This window comes from Colwellia sp. MB02u-6, from assembly GCF_014077095.1.
Taxonomy (GTDB): domain Bacteria; phylum Pseudomonadota; class Gammaproteobacteria; order Enterobacterales; family Alteromonadaceae; genus Cognaticolwellia.
Genome location: NZ_JACGVG010000035.1, coordinates 517,830 through 535,508 on the forward strand (window position 1 = coordinate 517,830; position 17,679 = coordinate 535,508).

A 17,679-nucleotide genomic window follows, 5' to 3' on the forward strand; every position below is an offset into this window, starting at 1 on the left:
TTAGTATTAAGCTTATTCAATAAGTTGAATACGCTCAGTGTTTGACCTAGCTACGCATGCTGAAAATTCATCCGCTAAACATTCTGATGCTTTTAACACCCTTTGCCAATATTTTAGTCGTGTTGCGGGCGCTAGATTAATAAAGTCTTTTCGGTCAGGTATTTTTGCAAAAGGTAATTGAGCAATAAAGGCTGCCGAGGGCACTAACATTACGGTGTTTTTGTAATACTCAGTATTGACCTTACGGGCTAAATTTTTATCAAACCAACCGGCTTTTGGTGTTGGTGAAAAGTGTGGATACAGCGTAAGGCCAGATGCAGGTTTGATATCAAGATCAAAGTGGTAATCAATAATACCACCGTCGCGATACATGCCTTTTGGTGAACCAGCAATATTTTTTACACCGCCCATTACAACAGGAATAGAGCCAGAGGCAAGCAAGCTGGTGGTTAAGTTGTTGTGATTCAAAGCTTGATATTGAGTGTTAAAATTAAAAGGATCATTAATCGTTAACTGGCTTGTCGGATGATGGTAAACAAAGCGTTGATATTGTTTGGCAAGTAAACCGCGATTGACTTGATTGAATACCATGCTTGATATTAACCCCAACATTAACGGTGTTTTTTGCTCAAAAGAAGTTAAGCCATGGCATTTTGCGACAATAAAGTGTGCTTTGAATATTGGATTTTTGATAATTTCATCACTGCCGTTAACACCTAAGACTTCTTCAAGTAGGGCTATTGCTTTGGCGGTAATTTCTTTATTTTTGGCTTTTTCCGAATAGGTGGTTTGTGAATAGAGTGTCGCTAAGCGCGTAATCGCCGCAACGGGATCTCGCTGGCTAAGGGCGGCAAAGCGAAATGCCCCTGCTGACGACCCAACTAAATTTAATTCAGTGCAGCGATCTTTAAAATATTCACCAAAAAGGTACTTGTCTAAGCCAAATAAGCTAAACCATTTTGGCCCACCACTGGCGCCCAGCATAGTGGTAAAAAGTTCTTGTTTGAAACCGTGTTCTTGTATTGTTTTTAAGGCGTTGCTGCCACAATAAATATCTAGCATATTAGCCATTGTTAGAAAAACCTCTCTATGGGTTATTACAGTGCATACTCTTTTCTAGTGGTATTTTACTCATCAGTACCTGCTTAGGTTATACGCTGGATAAGTTAATAGTCGTGTTGACCCAATCCAGTTTTTCCTATGGGTAAAATAAGGTTTGATAAAGTTTGGTGGCATATTCATCGGTCATCCCTGCGACATAATCAGCGATAACACGGTGTTGGTTAAGCTTGTTTTCTTTTGCTTGTAGCCAACGCATGGCGGTGTTTTTAGGTAATAAGCGTTCAGGATCAGAAGACAAGGCTTGAAATAATTCCATCACAATTTGCTGACCACGATATTCCAACTGTTGAATTGATGTTTGCTTGATCACAAATTGATAAACAAAGTCTTTGAAAATCTGTAGCACTTGAGCGGCAATTAACGGATGCACGGCATTATAGCGTAAAAGTGGCTCTTGAAAGTTACACCCTTTAGTTACGTTAATATCATCTAATTCGACAGCGGTTATTAAGTAATTCACTAAACCACCAATGGCTTCTTTTTGCTGATAGCGTTGAGGACTAAAAAGATTATCCGCTAAGCTTAAGCTATAGTCGTGCAGCCACTCATCGTCTATTGTTAGTAGCCTTTTGATCACATTTTCATCAAAGATTTGTTGATTAACTACACCGGTAACAATGGCATCTTCTAGGTCATGAATGCCATAGGCAATATCATCGGCTAATTCCATCATAGAACAATCTAAAGATTTATAATGGGTTTTACTGTGGCTATTGGCTTTGGTGGTAAATTGTTGGAAAAGTGCTTTGTCTGACTGACATAAAGGCGCTAATACCCAATTAAACATTTCAATATCGTCAAGATATAAGCCTTTGGGTGGCTGCCATTTTGACGCTTCTAATTGGCGAAAAGATGCCGGTATTGCTTGTGGAATATTTTGTTGTAAATGGTTTAAGGTTTGTGGATATTTGATTAAGCCTAATAGTGTTCTGCGGGTTAAATTCATCCCAAAATGTTCACTAAAAGGTTCTAAGTGCGCCACGATACGAAAGGTCTGTCCATTGCCTTCAAAGCCACCATAATCACGCATCATATAATGTAGGGCAATTTCTCCACCATGGCCGAAAGGGGGGTGGCCGATATCATGCGCCAAACATAATGCTTCAATTAAACTGTCGTCAGTAGGCAGTAGGGCAGCGCTATGCTCAGGATATTTACTGCGAATTTGCGCGATAATGCCGCTACCAATTTGTGCCGCTTCTAAAGAATGGGTTAATCGGGTGCGATGAAAGTCACTTTGACCGCTACCCATCACTTGGGTTTTTGATTGTAATCGTCGAAATGCGGCTGAATGGAGAATACGTGCTCGGTCACGTTGAAATGGACTGCGGTGATCTTGATGCCTTTTTGCGACTCGCTCTAACCGTCTTATTTGCCAAGGATTGTCCATGATGCCTCTGTTTTTAAGCTGAATTAACCGTATGATACAAATAGTATATTATTCTTTAAAGGAAGGTAATACCTAAGCCATTAAGTTAGCTCTTACTCAGCACTTGCTAGCAGTTTGACAACGACTTTAATTTTCCCTCTAGGTGTAGAATCAAGTCTCTCAGTGGTGAATTTTTTTAGTATTTTACAGGCAAGAAAGCATGAGAACAGAATCAGTAAACACTGTATAAATTTAATGGTGGTCAGTTGATATTAAGTAAAAAATTACGTTAATGTATTTTTCTTTTCTCGCTATAGGACAAAGTCCCTCAGAGGTGAAAAGATTTAGCATTGTTTTACCTCTTTCAGTTCTCATTTACTTCCTCCTGTGAATTATTTTTAGTATTTTACAGGGAGAAAAGAAAGAGAAACGAAGGAGTCAATACTGAGTAAAAACGCAGTAAATTTAATGTCTAAAGTTAAGACATGACTTTAATTTTTTTACTCTTCTCACCGTAGGACAAAATCCCTCTGCCCCTCGTGGTGAAATAGTTTGGTGTTTTAGTAACAGTCACCGAACATCAGGTTATTTATTGGCAATAAATATTGCTCGTTTTGGCGCTGAGTAGCCTTCAATGGTTTTACTGTTATCATCAGGGTCAAGAAAGTCTTGTAATGATTCAGTATCTATCCAATCAGTTTTACGTTGTTCGTCAAGGGCAGTGATATCCGTATTAACCACACGAATATTTTTAAAACCACAACGTTCAAGCCATGCACACATAGCCAGACAACTGGGTAAGAACCAAACATTGCGCATTTTCGCGTAGCGCTCGCCCGGCACTAACACGGTATTTTCATCGCCATCGACCACTAATGTTTCTAAGACTAGTTCGCCGCCTTTAACTAATTGCGCTTTTAATTGGTAAAGAAAATCTATTGGCGAGCGTCTATGATACAAAACGCCCATAGCAAATACGGTATCGAAGGCATTTAACTCAGGTAACTGTTCAACACCTAGCGGTAATAAGTTAACGTGATCATCTTGAACAAAATGTTGTATGGCTTGAAATTGTGATAAAAACAATTGTGTTGGGTCGATACCCACAACAAACTCAGCACCTGCACCGCGCATACGCCACAAGTGATAGCCACTGCCACAGCCAATATCGAGTACATAACGATGAGTTAAGTCACTAATATGCGGGGCTAAGCGATCCCATTTAAAATCGGAACGCCATTCAGTATCTATATGCAGTCCATGAATATGATAGGGGCCTTTACGCCAAGGTTTAAACTTTTTCAGTAAATTCTCTAAACGTTTATATTCACCGCCATTAATGTCAGCACGTTCTCCTGCCCGTACCGTGGTACTAATATCAACACTTGATGGTGATGTTTTTGGTAGCGCCATTAAGGTTTTTTGCCATTGGGCAAACTCGCCGTGTAAATGTTGTTCACGCCACTGCGTCAGTTGCGCGGGTAAAATATTCAGCCAGTGGCTTAATCGATTACTCGCTATTTTTTGATAGAAATTGTTAAATGAAATCATGGGGTTATTTAATCGCGATCAGAGAAAAGAAGTTAAAACATTGAAACCAAGGCGCGTTATGGTTAAAACCAGCCAGTTTCAAACGCTTTAAATGGGTGTCTAAATTATCAGTGAGCATGACGTTTTCTAATGCAGTACGTTTTTGGGCAATTTCTAATTCGCTATAACCATTCGCACGCTTAAAGTCATGATGCAAGTCGATGAGTAACTCATTACAGACGTTGTCGGTATGGGCTATTTTTTCTGACAGTAGTAATAAACCACCGGGATTAAGGCCTTTAGCTATTTTATTTAACAATAATTGGCGTTGTTCTGGCGCGATAAATTGTAAAGTAAAATTAAGCACTACCATAGAGGCATTTTTAATTTCAATATCAAGAATATTAGCTTCTATTATCTCAACCGGTGTTTCACCTTTAAAAGCACTCACATGCATTTTACAGCGTTCAACCATAGCGCTTGAGCTATCAATACCGATAATTTTACAGTTTTTTGCGCGGATACCTTTACGCATCGCCAATGTTGCTGCGCCAAGCGAACAGCCCAGATCGTAAACTTGGCTGTTATCGGTGACATAGCGCTGACTTAGTCGGCCTATGGTATCAATAATAGTGCTATAACCAGGCACTGAGCGGCTGATCATATCGGGGAAAACTTCTACGACTTGTGCGTCGAATGCAAAGTCTTTGATTTTACTTTGTTTATTAGAAAAAATTAAATCGGTATCTGATGTTTTCATGATGTCAAAACTATACTAACGTTTGCGGCTATAAAAGCGTATTTTACCTGATATATTCTCTGATAAACAAGGTAATGTGTTTTTATGTTCTGCTTAGGGCGTTATAGCCTACTTTACGCCATTATTGGCAGTGCTTAGCATAGAATGCCAAACGTGCTTAAAGCTTGAGGGGCTAAGCATTATCAATGTAATTAACCTGCATACTGCAGTGGAACGGGTCTAATTAGACTATTCATTGAATGTCGGGTGACTTTACTTAGCATTGCTTTATAATGTTGGCAATTTTTATCATCACAAGTTATAGATTTACAAAACATCTATTAACTTGTTCAGCTTATTAGAATTTTAGGGTAAATACATGCGTAGTCTTTATTGTGGTGAGGTTAATGAATCTCATGTGGGTCAGGAAGTCACACTTTGTGGTTGGGTTAATCGTCGTCGTGACTTAGGTGCGGTAATTTTCTTAGATTTACGAGACCGTGAAGGTATTGTGCAAGTTGTTTACGACCCCGACTTTCCTGATGTGCTTGAAAAAGCCAACACCTTGCGTAATGAGTTTTGTGTGCAAATCCGAGGTAAAGTACGCGCTCGTCCTGATGGCCAAGTGAATAAAGATATGGCAACGGGCGCTATTGAAGTGTTGGGCTTAGAGTTGACTATTTTAAATAAGTCAGCACCGCTACCTTTAGATTCAAATCAGAAGAACTCTGAAGAGCTAAGATTAAAATATCGTTATCTTGATTTACGTCGTCCAGAAATGACTGAGCGCATGCGTTTTCGCGCTAAAGTGACTTCAGCGGTGCGTGCATCACTTGAGTCACAAGGATTTTTGGATATAGAAACACCCATTTTAACCGCAGCTACTCCTGAAGGTGCGCGTGATTATTTGGTTCCTAGCCGTACTCATAAAGGACAGTTTTTTGCTTTACCGCAGTCGCCACAATTATTTAAACAATTGTTGATGATGTCAGGTATGGAGCGCTACTATCAAATCGTTAAGTGTTTTCGTGATGAAGACTTACGTGCAGATCGCCAACCAGAATTTACTCAAATTGATATTGAAACCTCATTTATGAGTTCAGATCAGGTGATGCAAGTGACTGAAACTATGATCCGCGGCTTATTCCAAGAGCTACTTAACGTAGACTTAGGTGAATTTCCGCGCATGACTTATTTAGAGGCGATGACTCGTTTTGGCTCTGATAAACCAGATTTACGTAATCCACTTGAAATTGTTGACGTGGCTGACATCTTAAAAGACGTAGAGTTTAAGGTTTTCTCTGGCCCCGCTAACGACGATAAAGGCCGAGTTGCCGTTATTTGTATACCGGGAGGCGCCGCTAAATTCTCTCGTAAAGGTATTGACGAGTTAACTAAATTTGTCGGTATTTACGGCGCGAAGGGCATGCCATGGTTAAAAGTTAATGACCTTGATGCAGGTCTTGAAGGCTTACAATCACCGATTTTAAAATTCTTAGATGAAACCGCTGTTAATGCCTTATTAACCCGTACTCATGCTAAAACTGGCGATATTATTTTCTTTGGCTCAGACACTTATAATGTGGTTACTGAATCATTAGGTGCCTTGCGTTTAAAAGTGGGTGAAGAGCTTGAGTTATTGCAAGGTGCTTGGAAACCATTGTGGGTTGTAGACTTTCCAATGTTTGAAGAAGCTGATGGCAACATGCATGCTATTCATCACCCGTTTACCGCGCCAACCAATTTAACCGCTGCTGAATTAGAAGCAAACCCAGTCGGAGCTTTGTCTGATGCCTATGACATGGTACTTAATGGCTGTGAATTAGGCGGTGGTTCGGTGCGTATTCATAATCAAGATATGCAAGCCGCTGTATTTCGCATTCTGGGTATTAGTGATGAAGAAGCGCAAGAAAAGTTTGGTTTCTTACTGGAAGCATTACAATATGGCGCGCCACCACATGCTGGTCTAGCCTTTGGTTTAGACCGTTTAGTGATGCTGATGACTGGAGCTAGTTCAATTCGTGATGTAATGGCATTCCCGAAAACAACTACTGCGGCGTGTCCGTTAACTAATGCGCCAGGCCATGCAAACCCAGCACAACTGGCTGAATTAGGCATTGCTTGTTTGGCAAAAGAAATTGATACTGAGTCAAAAGCAGAATAACCTTTGGTAGAAAAATTTTAACGTGACTAAGCGTTAATGTTAAAACAATTAAAACGCACGAATTAATGCTACTTAGGCCTTATTCGTGCGTTTTTTTTCAATAGTATTATTTTTAAAGTTAACGCTTTTATTAAGGTAAATGACGAGTGAGTATTATTTTAGGTATTGACCCAGGGTCTCGTTTAACTGGCTATGGTGTCATTAAACAATCAGGCCGTAATTTTACCTATTTAGGCAGTGGCTGCATTAAAGCCACTGCGGCAGGTGAAGATTTAGGTATGCGCTTACAAACAATTTTTGCTGGTGTTAGTGAGCTTATTTTGCAATTTCAGCCTGACATGTTTGCTATTGAGCAAGTCTTTATGGCGAAAAATCCTGATTCAGCATTAAAGTTAGGCCAAGCTAGAGGTGCGGCTATTGTTGCAGCGACTAACAATGGTTTAATGATTGCAGAATACTCTGCTAGACAAATTAAGCAATCGGTTGTTGGTACAGGTGCGGCAGATAAAACTCAAGTGCAACATATGGTGAAAACTATTTTGAAATTACCGGGCACACCTCAAGCTGATGCAGCCGATGCACTGGCGGTTGCACTTTGTCATGCGCACAGTCACGACTCGATCAGTAAACTCTCAGGCCAAGCCACTAAAACAGTACGTGGACGCTTACGCTAATGGTTATTGTTTTAGTATTATCGTTACTTGTGCACCGCTTTAAATAATTCAGGGCTTAAACTTTACTGTATAAATATCTAGTGGTATGGTGTTGTCATATGGTATATCAAGCAAAGGTTAAGTCATGATTGGACGTTTACGTGGCATATTAATAGAAAAAATGGCCCCCGAAATTTTAATTGAATGTAATGGTGTTGGCTATGAGGTGACGATGCCAATGACCAGCATTTATGCCCTTGGCGAGGTTAATCAAGAAGCGACTTTATATACCCACTTTGTGGTACGTGAAGATGCACAATTACTTTATGGCTTTGCTAATAAAGTGGAGCGTAAACTGTTTCGCTTGCTGATCAAGGTTAATGGTGTTGGGCCTAAATTAGGCTTGGCTATTTTGTCAGGCATGTCTGCCGATCAATTCGTCAGTTGTGTTATACATGATGATTTAACCACTATAGTGAAAATACCAGGTGTTGGTAAGAAAACAGCGGAACGCTTGTTGATTGAAATGCGCGATAGATTAAAAGATTGGCAAACTGACAGTAGTGACGCTTTGGTGCACATGATGCCAACGGATGTTAATCAAGCCAATACCTTTATCAGCGATAGTAAAGGCGATGCTATTAACGCCTTAGTTTCTTTAGGGTATAGTCAACTACAAGCAGACAAAGCAGTTAAATCAGTTTTTCATCCAGACAAAAGTAGCGAAGACTTGATCCGTGGTGCCTTAAAAGCCATGTTATAAGTATTAATCACTTCGCCATATCGACGATAACAAGTTTGGGCCGAACGTAAATAACAATGAAATTTTTCAATGAGTTTTTCAATGAGTAATACATGATAGAAGCAGACAGATTAATTGAACCCGTAGCCACCCGTGAAGATGAAACGGTTGACCGAGCTATTAGGCCTAAAATGTTGTCCGACTATACTGGGCAGGCTCATGTAAAGTCTCAAATGGAAATTTTTATTGCGGCGGCTTTGAAAAGACGAGAACCGCTTGACCATTTGTTAATTTTTGGTCCGCCGGGTTTAGGTAAAACCACCTTAGCCAATATTGTCGCGAATGAAATGGGTGTAAGTGTTCGGGCTACTTCAGGACCGGTATTGGAAAAAGCTGGTGATTTAGCGGCATTACTGACCAACCTTGAAGAAAATGATGTCTTGTTTATCGATGAAATTCATCGTTTAAGTCCTGTGGTAGAAGAAATTCTTTACCCAGCGATGGAAGATTATCAGTTAGATATTATGATCGGCGAAGGGCCAGCAGCTCGCTCCATAAAACTTGATTTACCACCCTTCACCTTGATTGGTGCGACAACTCGCGCAGGCGCGTTAACCTCACCACTTCGCGATCGTTTCGGAATAGTGCAACGGCTAGAATTTTATAATACGCAAGAGTTAACCGAAATTGTCATGCGTTCAGCACATTTCTTGGATTTAGACATTGCTCAAGCGGGAGCATTTGAAGTTGCAAGGCGTTCTCGTGGTACACCGCGCATTGCCAATCGCTTATTACGCAGAGTTAGAGATTACGCGGATGTAAAAACTGATGGTATAGTCAGTAAAGCAACCGCTGCCAGTGCCTTAGATATGTTAGAGGTAGACAATGAAGGTTTCGATTTAATGGACCGAAAATTATTGGAAGCGATAATTGATAAATTTGCCGGCGGCCCCGTTGGTCTTGATAACATCGCCGCTGCTATTGGCGAAGAACGCGAAACCATTGAAGATGTACTAGAGCCTTTTTTAATCCAGCAAGGTTTTTTACAACGCACACCACGCGGGCGAATTGCCACGAGTAGAGCTTACCTACACTTTGGCTTAGACTTTCCAAGTTAACGGTTAATTTTTTACCCTAATAAAAAGCACCCTTAGGTGCTTTTTTTGTTAATTTACTAAATTTTAAGCAAAAAAAAGCCCACATAAATCTATGCAGGCCAACTTAAACTATAAGCTGATAAAAGGAAATGGGGATCCTAAAAAATATATAACAGAGAAAGGTAACAACACCTATCAAAACATTTGTGGGCTAAGATGAAAAATGTAAAAAACACAATTCGTGCGCTAGCTCAAACAACAAGGCTATTCTAGTCCGATGAGTTGAGTAACACAAACAAAAATAATTTATGTTAACCATTAGAAAAACTAATGCGAAATAATTTGTAGGAATATAGGAAAAGTAACCATTTATAGCCGCTGATCAGTAATTATTTTTTATAATATTATACTCATAAAAGATCCGTAATTAGATTTATTGTTGAAATTTTTACAAAGAAAGTACCTTAGCTCTTGTTCCGTGTGAGCTTTATCTATTAAGATAAGCACTTGAAAATTTTATACTAAGATAAATTGAATAAATTTAATGTCATTAAGCAGTCATCAACACACAGTACGTGTTTACTATGAAGATACCGATGCCGGCGGTATCGTTTATTACGCAAACTATTTAAAGTTTTTTGAACGCGCTAGAACAGAATGGCTGCGTGAACTTGGTATTAATCAATCAATATTTTTAGAACAAAATATCGGTTTTGTGGTCACAAAAGTGGCAATGGACAATAAGGCATCAGCAAAACTCGATGATTTGTTAACAATTACCACAACAATAAGCCGATTAAAGTCTGCTAGTTTGGTATTTTCACAGCAACTTGTGAACCAGAACCATATAACATTATGTTCGGCTGAGATTAAAGTCGCTTGTGTTAACTTAGCTCTGGCTAAACCTAAACCTTGTACTATCCCCAAAAGCATATTAGGAGCATTAAAACGTGTCAGCTGAAATTTCGTTTTTTGATTTATTTTTACAGGCTAGTTTATTAGTTCAACTAGTAATGTTGACCCTATTAGGATTTTCAATTGCCTGTTGGACCATGATTTTTCAACGTCGTAAAGTATTGCTTGCAGCTCAAACACAATTAAAAGACTTTGAAGACAAATTTTGGAGTGGGGCTGATTTAAGTAAGCTCTACAGTGAAGTTTCTGCCAAAGAGCATATTGACGGTATTGAAAGCCTTTTTGTTTCTGGTTTTCGTGAATTTGCTCGTTTACGTAAATCGCATGGCTATGCACCGCAAGTAATTGTTGACGGCACGCACCGAGCAATGCGCGTAGCAATGTCAAGAGAAGTCGATAGCTTGGAAACACATTTGCCCTTTATGGCCACCGTTGGCTCAATAAGCCCTTATATTGGTTTGTTTGGTACTGTGTGGGGTATCATGAATTCATTTATTGCCTTAGGTGCGGTTGAGCAAGCGACTCTGGCAATGGTTGCGCCAGGTATTGCCGAGGCATTAATCGCGACTGCAATGGGGCTGTTTGCCGCCATTCCTGCTGTGATGGCATTTAACCGTTTTAGTCATAATGTTGAAAAACTTGAAAATAGCTATGGTAACTTTATGGACGAATTTTCAAGTATATTACAAAGACAAACAGCGACAGAGCAACACGGCTAAGGTAGAGATTAACTATGTATAATCGAGTCAGGCGCCGCAAGGTTGCTGAGATAAATGTAGTGCCTTATATTGACGTAATGTTAGTTTTGCTGATTATTTTTATGGTAACGGCACCGTTGATAACACAAGGCGTTAAAGTTGATTTACCACAAGCTGATGCACAACCTCTCAGTAAAGACATGAAGCCGCCTTTAGTGGCTTCAGTGGATGTAAATGGCAACTATTATTTGGCGGTTGGTACCAGTAAAAACGAACCTATGTCGGCCGAAGAAGTTGCCACCTTAGTTGCAGCACATTTAAAATTGGCGCCTGATACCCCTGTGGTGGTTAATGGCGATGGTGCTGTTTCTTATGATGCGGTTATTCAATTAATGGTGATGTTACAAAAAATAGCAGGTGTACCATCTGTTGGTTTAATGACTGATACCCCGGAGAGTAAGTAGTGTCATCGAAGTATTCAACTCCCTTAGCGTTAAGTTTTACCATACACATAGTACTGGCTGTTGTTTTGTTGTCGGGTGATTTCTCATCGCCACCAAAATCGACACCAACGTCAGTACAAATGGAGCCCATCCAAGCGGTTGTTGTTGAAAGAAGCAAAGTAGAGGCGCAAATTAATAAGATTAAAAAGCAAAAGGCCGATGATGCTCAAAAGCTTAAAGATCTTGAAAATAGTATTGCCGCAGCAAAAGAAAAACAAATAAATGAAGAAAAACGCATTAAGAGTCTTGAACGTCAGCGTAAGAAAAAAGAGCAAGAAAAAAAGGCAGCTGACAGCGCAGCTAAAAAGTCTCAAGCTAAAGCAAATGCGGCAGACAAACAACGCAAACAAAAAGAGTTTGAAAGAGCGCAAGCTGATAAAGCGGCAGCAGACGCGCAAGTTAAGCGAATAAAAGAAGAGCAAGCGGCTAAAAAAGCAGAAGATTTGCGTAAAAAGAAAGCGGCCGACCAAAAACGTAAACAGCAAGAAGATCGAGAACGTGCAGCTCAGCAAAAGTTATTAGAGCAACAAATGGCTGAGGAAATGGCCGATCGTCAACAGGCTCGACGCCAACAAATGATGACAGAAATTAGTCGCTTTACCGCACTAATAACGCAAACGATAAAGCGTAATTTGATCACTGACCGTAGCACGATGGAAGGTAAATATTGTAAACTAACCATAAGTTTAGCACCATCAGGTTTTGTGACCAATGTGGCCACAGGCCAAGGCGACAAACGAGTTTGTGAAGCAGCAAAAACTGCGATTTATAAAGCAGGTACTTTACCTGTTTCTAAAGATCCTGAAATATTTCGAGAAATGAGAACGATCAGTTTAACAGTAGCGCCAGACAAATTTAATTAAGTTTTTGTATATATTAGGAAGATAATCGACTCTATGAAAAATGTAACTTTATTTTTACTATTCTTTGCTGCAGTTTTTTCGCAGCAGGTAAGGGCAACGTTAGAAATTGTTATCACCGAAGGTGTTGATAGTGCACGACCCATTGCTGTGTTGCCATTTAAATGGACAGGAACGGGTGTCATGCCAGAGCGTTTATCTACAGTGGTTAGTGATGATTTACTACGCAGTGGTAAATTTAGTCCAATTAAAGCCTCACGTTATCCTCAAATACCTAACAAGGATAGTGAAATTGATTACAGCGCTTGGGCAAGTGAAGGTGTTGAAGCCGTTGTTATTGGTGAAGTTAGCGAAACCTCGATAGGTCGTTATCAAATTAAATACCAGTTAGTTGATGTTATTCGTGGCCAAGTTACCGGTGGCGAAACGCAAATGTTAAGTAATGGCAAGTTAGTGCGTACCTCAGATCATATTTTGGATGAAAGCACTGTTGAGATTGGCGCCGATCAATTTCGTCGTTATGCCCACCGTATCAGTGATGCTGTTTATGAAAAGCTCACCGGTACACGCGGTGCATTTTTAACAAAAATTGCCTATGTCATTGTACGCGATCAAGGTGAATATCCTTATCAGTTAGCTATTGCCGATTACGATGGTTTTAACGAACATGTTTTATTAAGCTCAAAAGAGCCATTAATGTCACCATCATGGCACCCCAGTGGTAATCAATTAGCTTATGTAACCTTTGAAAATCGACAAGCACAAATTCATATTATTGATATTTATTCTGGGCAACGTAACTTAATAAGTTCGTTTGAGGGTATCAATAGTGCACCTAATTGGTCACCAGATGGTAAAAAACTGGCAATGGTATTGTCTAAAGATGATAATCCTGAGCTTTATGTGATGAATGTTGCAACGAAAAAATTACGACGTATAACGCGTCATCGTGCCATTGATACTGAACCTAGTTGGACACCAGACGGCAAGTCGTTGATATTTAGTTCAGAACGAGGTGGAAGAGCGCAGTTATATCGCGTAAGTTTAATCGATGGCAAAATTAGAAGGCTAACTTTTGATGGCGAAATGAACCTAGGGGGTTCATTAACACCTGATGGTCGTCAATTAGTGATGGTAAATCGTACAAACGGTAAGTATCATCTAGCCAAGCAAGAATTTGATTCAGGGATTTTTCAAGTGTTAACCACAACACGTTTGGACGAGTCACCAAGTATATCACCTAACGGTGGTATGATTATTTATAGTACTTTACACAATAATCGTCAGGTACTAAGTTTAGTTTCCGTAGATGGAAGATTTAAGGCAAGGTTGCCAGCACTTAATGGCGAAGTGAAGTCACCTTCATGGTCACCATTTTTATAATAATTATTAGTAATTTAATCTGTAAATAACAAGGACACATAAAATGCGCTTTAATAAAACAGTAAAAGCCTTAGCGGTTGTTTTACCTATCATGGCTTTATCGGCTTGTAGTTCATCTGACTCAGCTAGTGAAAACGCTAGTGCGATGCAAAAAAATGAAGCTGTTATGGCTGAACAAAAAGCTCGTGAAGCAGCAGAGCTTGTAAAAGTTGAAGCAATGCAACGTGCCGATGCTATTGAAGCTAAAAAACGTCAAGAAATTGAAAAATTACGTTCAGAGCATATTGTTTATTTTGACTTTGACAGATCAACAGTAAGTGATGATTTTATCGCTATTCTTGAGGCACATGCTGAGTTTCTTAACGAAAACTCAACGGTTAATGTGTTGATTGAAGGTCATGCTGATGAACGTGGTACACCTGAATACAACATTGCATTAGGCGAGCGCCGTGCCAAAGCTATTGAAACGTTTTTAGAGAACATGGGCGTTTCAGCGGCACAATTGAGTACAGTAAGTTACGGCGAAGAAAAACCAATGGTTAAAGATCGTAGCGAAGGCGCGTTTGCTAAAAACCGTCGTGCCGTGTTGGTCTACTAATCAGGTAATGAAATGAAACCCAATAGTATTCTATTCGGGATGACGTTAGCTGTTGCTGCCAATTTGGCAGTATCAGCTGAACGGGCTCCTGTTATTGAAGTAACCGCTGGCACGCCTATCAAGGCTGCCAAATTAAGCTTGAGTGAACAGCTGGTTAGTCTTGAGCGCAAACTTGATGCCCGTAACAGAGCCCAAGTTAACGTTCAACGACAACTCGATGAACTCCAAAACGAAGTTAACGAGCTTCGTGGCATCACTGAGTTACACACTTATCAATTGAGTCAGGTACTTGACCGTCAACGTGAGTTGTATCAAGAGCTTGATCGCAGGGTATCAGAAGCACTAAAACCAACAAATCAAATACCCGCAACAATCATTGCACCTAACGGTAATGCAGGTAAGGTAAATTACAGTAATAACTTAACTGAAAATGAAGCCTATGATCATGCAGTTAATATGGTGTTAAAAGATAAGCGTTATGAACAAGCTATCCCTGAGTTTGAAGCGTTTAATCAAAGGTACCCTAACTCGACTTATGCAGCGAACGCCCATTATTGGTTAGGACAGTTATTGTTTAACAAAGGTGAGTTAACTAAAGCCGGTCAAGAATTTGAGGTAGTGGTGAGTAATTATCCTGATTCCAGTAAACGTAGTGATGCAATGTTAAAGCTTGCTATGGTTGAGCAAAAAGAAAATAATGAAACCAAAGCGATTGCCATATACAAAAAGTTGATAGCGCAATACCCTAATTCAAGTGCTGCAAAACTAGCACAACCACGATTAAATAGTATCAAACCATAATTTTTGCTTATAACTTGTTCGCTTTGGTGGCTTTTTGTTCGAACAAACAATAAAGTGCAAAAAAGTGAACGATTGTTGTTGCACTTAAAAATATTATGAGTATTATATGCCCCGCATTGGACGAGTAGTCCAGCGGGAACAAATGCCGGTCGTTAGCTCAGTTGGTAGAGCAGTTGGCTTTTAACCAATTTGTCGAAGGTTCAAATCCTTCACGACCGACCACTTTTTTACCAATAAAAGTGTTTGGCATTTGTTTCAGAATATATTACGGTCGTTAGCTCAGTTGGTAGAGCAGTTGGCTTTTAACCAATTTGTCGAAGGTTCAAATCCTTCACGACCGACCACTTTCCTTAACTTTGATAGTTAAGGATTTAGTGGCATTGAAACTAGTATCCACGCTATTTCATTATTAAAAATTAAAAGTAGTTTATCGGTCGTTAGCTCAGTTGGTAGAGCAGTTGGCTTTTAACCAATTTGTCGAAGGTTCAAATCCTTCACGACCGACCACTTTTAATCGCCATATCTAATTCATCGTTATTGTTATCTTTTATCTCCCCAACGACATTATTCTTCATCTCATTAATTTAAATTTCTTATCTACCTTGAACCATATTCGTAGTACACTTTTATTCTTCTATACCTTATAATTCCAACGATTTTTAAGGCACTCATTGAGAAGACATATGACCCAAGCAAATTTAGCCGTTGATTTTGACTTTCAATTCCCCAAAAAGGCTACGCCATTAAGTGCTGTAGAGCGTGAAGAGCATAAAGCACGTATCAAATTATTATTGAAAGAAAAAAACGCTGTACTTGTTGCACATTATTACACTGATCCTGAAATTCAAGCACTAGCAGAAGAAACCGGTGGTTGTGTTGCTGATTCATTAGAAATGGCAAGATTTGGTAACAACCATCCTGCAGAGACTTTGATTGTAGCAGGTGTGCGTTTTATGGGTGAAACGTCCAAAGTACTGACCCCAGAAAAAACAGTGGTAATGCCTACATTGGAAGCCACATGCTCGTTAGATTTAGGTTGCCCAATTGAGGAGTTTAGTGCTTTTTGTGATCAACACCCTGACAGAACAGTTGTGGTCTATGCTAATACCTCTACGGCTGTTAAAGCTCGTGCTGATTGGATAGTGACTTCATCATGCGCTTTAGAAATTGTTGAACATCTTGATGACCTAGGTGAGAAAATTATTTGGGGTCCTGATCGGCATCTAGGTGCATACATTGAAAAACAAACCGGTGCCGACATGATCATGTGGCAAGGTGCTTGTATTGTTCATGACGAGTTCAAAACCAAAGCGCTAATTGATATGAAGGTGCTTCATCCAGATGCAGCTGTGCTTGTTCATCCGGAATCACCAGCAGAAATAATTGATCTGGCCGATTCGGTAGGGTCAACTAGCCAATTAATTAAAGCGGCTCAAGCGCTACCCAATAAAAAATTCATTGTGGCGACGGACCGTGGTATTTTTTATAAAATGCAACAGCTATGTCCAGATAAAGAATTCTTTGAAGCACCAACAGCTGGTGAAGGTGCCACATGTCGTAGTTGCGCACATTGTCCGTGGATGGCAATGAATGGCTTAAAGGAAATTGAACAAGCACTTTTAAACCCAGAGGGCAGAGAAGTCTTCGTTGATATGAAACTTCGCACAGGAGCGCTTAAATCTCTTGATCGCATGTTAAATTTTAATACAGAAATGAACAAAAATAAGTAATCTTATTATACGTTGGCTGTTAAATAAGCAACTGCTTGAACTTTGTGTAAATTAGGTTGCGTTATAGAGATTATTTTTCTAACATAGCGCAGCTCGTCACGATGAGCTCAGTAGATAGTGATTAAAACGGTGAGGTGTCCGAGTGGCCGAAGGAGCACGCCTGGAAAGCGTGTAAGGCGCAAGCCTTCGAGGGTTCGAATCCCTCCCTCACCGCCATCTATTGATATATTGTAAAGTACAACAATATTCAACATGAAAGCCGCTAGTTATCTAGCGGCTTTTTTTGTTTCTAAACCTGCCTTCAATCCAGTCTAGTCAACAATGCCTCCTGGGCTCTATAACTAATCATATTCAAAGATTAAACCTAAGTGCTATTCAATACTAATTTTAGCGGCAAGTAAGCTTGTATTCATTTATGACAATGATTACTAGAAATGAACACAGTATAAAAGGGCCTAACAGAATATTATTAGGCCGCGTCTTATAATTAAGTTAATTATTTAAGATAAAAAGCGTTTGAAGACTAATTGGTACTTGCATTAACTTAAGCAAAAGCGCGCTATTTATTACGTATTAGTGTTTGTTAATGTATGTATCGGCTTCTATTTGCTCACATTGCTTAATTAAAAAGCAAACAGTTATTTAATCGCAATTTAATTGATATTAAGTGTTGACGTGAAGCGAGAAATCTCTAGAATGCGCTCCAGTTCCAAGGGGTAACCCAAACGAACGGTTATAATGAGTTATCTAATCTAGTCTAGGCTGATTAAGTTAA

The 17,679-nt window shown here is 39.6% G+C and carries 16 protein-coding genes and 4 tRNA genes; 16 read left to right on the top strand and 4 right to left on the bottom strand.

Annotated elements, in window-relative coordinates:
- Positions 1-12: 12 nt before the first annotated feature.
- From H4J46_RS11795 to cmoA, 4 genes are all read right to left on the bottom strand, one after another.
- Positions 13-1,062: a patatin-like phospholipase family protein gene (locus H4J46_RS11795; protein ID WP_182233722.1), complete on the bottom strand. Its 1,050-nt coding sequence runs from the start codon at positions 1,060-1,062 to the stop codon at positions 13-15.
- 136 nt (positions 1,063-1,198) lie between these two features.
- Positions 1,199-2,512 (bottom strand): anti-phage deoxyguanosine triphosphatase, encoded by a 1,314-nt coding sequence (locus tag H4J46_RS11800; protein ID WP_182233669.1) that lies wholly within the window; start codon positions 2,510-2,512, stop codon positions 1,199-1,201.
- Positions 2,513-3,076: 564 nt separating this feature from the next.
- On the bottom strand, positions 3,077-4,042 hold the full coding sequence (gene cmoB / locus H4J46_RS11805; protein ID WP_182233670.1) for a tRNA 5-methoxyuridine(34)/uridine 5-oxyacetic acid(34) synthase CmoB: 966 nt from the start codon (positions 4,040-4,042) through the stop codon (positions 3,077-3,079).
- 4 nt (positions 4,043-4,046) lie between these two features.
- The gene (gene cmoA, locus H4J46_RS11810; RefSeq protein ID WP_182233671.1) at positions 4,047-4,781 is read right to left on the bottom strand and encodes a carboxy-S-adenosyl-L-methionine synthase CmoA; all 735 of its coding nucleotides are present in this window, start codon (positions 4,779-4,781) and stop codon (positions 4,047-4,049) included.
- A 358-nt stretch (positions 4,782-5,139) separates the two neighbouring features.
- Here cmoA and aspS point away from each other — a divergent pair, with 358 nt between their 5' ends.
- The 16 genes from aspS to H4J46_RS11890 all read left to right on the top strand — a co-directional run bounded on the left by aspS (position 5,140) and on the right by H4J46_RS11890 (position 17,120).
- A complete protein-coding gene (aspS, locus tag H4J46_RS11815; protein ID WP_182233672.1) occupies positions 5,140-6,924 on the top strand; it encodes an aspartate--tRNA ligase in 1,785 nt (594 codons plus the stop codon).
- 146 nt (positions 6,925-7,070) lie between these two features.
- Positions 7,071-7,598 (top strand): crossover junction endodeoxyribonuclease RuvC, encoded by a 528-nt coding sequence (gene ruvC, locus H4J46_RS11820; protein ID WP_182233673.1) that lies wholly within the window; start codon positions 7,071-7,073, stop codon positions 7,596-7,598.
- Between the two features lie 124 nt (positions 7,599-7,722).
- The gene (gene ruvA / locus H4J46_RS11825; RefSeq protein WP_182233674.1) at positions 7,723-8,340 is read left to right on the top strand and encodes a Holliday junction branch migration protein RuvA; all 618 of its coding nucleotides are present in this window, start codon (positions 7,723-7,725) and stop codon (positions 8,338-8,340) included.
- A 92-nt stretch (positions 8,341-8,432) separates the two neighbouring features.
- Positions 8,433-9,437 carry a Holliday junction branch migration DNA helicase RuvB gene (ruvB, locus tag H4J46_RS11830; protein WP_182185251.1) on the top strand — a complete coding sequence of 335 codons (1,005 nt, stop codon included), beginning with the start codon at positions 8,433-8,435 and terminating at the stop codon, positions 9,435-9,437.
- Positions 9,438-9,960: 523 nt separating this feature from the next.
- The gene (ybgC, locus tag H4J46_RS11835) at positions 9,961-10,377 is read left to right on the top strand and encodes a tol-pal system-associated acyl-CoA thioesterase (RefSeq protein ID WP_182233675.1); all 417 of its coding nucleotides are present in this window, start codon (positions 9,961-9,963) and stop codon (positions 10,375-10,377) included.
- Complete coding sequence (tolQ, locus tag H4J46_RS11840; RefSeq protein WP_182233676.1) at positions 10,367-11,050, top strand: protein TolQ; 684 nt, start codon at positions 10,367-10,369, stop codon at positions 11,048-11,050. Before ybgC ends, tolQ begins: the two co-directional genes overlap by 11 nt.
- 14 nt (positions 11,051-11,064) lie before the next feature.
- Positions 11,065-11,493: a protein TolR gene (tolR, locus tag H4J46_RS11845; protein ID WP_182233677.1), complete on the top strand. Its 429-nt coding sequence runs from the start codon at positions 11,065-11,067 to the stop codon at positions 11,491-11,493.
- Complete coding sequence (gene tolA / locus H4J46_RS17525; protein ID WP_182233678.1) at positions 11,493-12,395, top strand: cell envelope integrity protein TolA; 903 nt, start codon at positions 11,493-11,495, stop codon at positions 12,393-12,395. The genes tolR and tolA overlap by 1 nt, the downstream gene beginning before the upstream one ends.
- 33 nt (positions 12,396-12,428) lie before the next feature.
- A complete protein-coding gene (gene tolB, locus H4J46_RS11855) occupies positions 12,429-13,775 on the top strand; it encodes a Tol-Pal system beta propeller repeat protein TolB (protein WP_182233679.1) in 1,347 nt (448 codons plus the stop codon).
- Positions 13,776-13,818: 43 nt separating this feature from the next.
- Entirely contained in the window at positions 13,819-14,373 is a 555-nt protein-coding gene (pal, locus tag H4J46_RS11860) for a peptidoglycan-associated lipoprotein Pal (RefSeq protein ID WP_182233680.1), read from the top strand.
- Positions 14,374-14,385: 12 nt separating this feature from the next.
- Positions 14,386-15,174, top strand: coding sequence for a tol-pal system protein YbgF (ybgF, locus tag H4J46_RS11865; RefSeq protein ID WP_182233681.1), 789 nt, complete (start codon positions 14,386-14,388; stop codon positions 15,172-15,174).
- A 146-nt stretch (positions 15,175-15,320) separates the two neighbouring features.
- Positions 15,321-15,396 (top strand) — tRNA-Lys (locus H4J46_RS11870).
- Positions 15,397-15,442: 46 nt separating this feature from the next.
- A tRNA-Lys gene (locus H4J46_RS11875) sits at positions 15,443-15,518 on the top strand.
- Positions 15,519-15,605: 87 nt separating this feature from the next.
- A tRNA-Lys gene (locus tag H4J46_RS11880) sits at positions 15,606-15,681 on the top strand.
- Between the two features lie 176 nt (positions 15,682-15,857).
- The gene (gene nadA / locus H4J46_RS11885) at positions 15,858-16,904 is read left to right on the top strand and encodes a quinolinate synthase NadA (RefSeq protein ID WP_182233682.1); all 1,047 of its coding nucleotides are present in this window, start codon (positions 15,858-15,860) and stop codon (positions 16,902-16,904) included.
- A 128-nt stretch (positions 16,905-17,032) separates the two neighbouring features.
- Positions 17,033-17,120: transfer RNA gene (locus H4J46_RS11890), tRNA-Ser, on the top strand.
- Positions 17,121-17,679 lie beyond the last annotated feature (559 nt).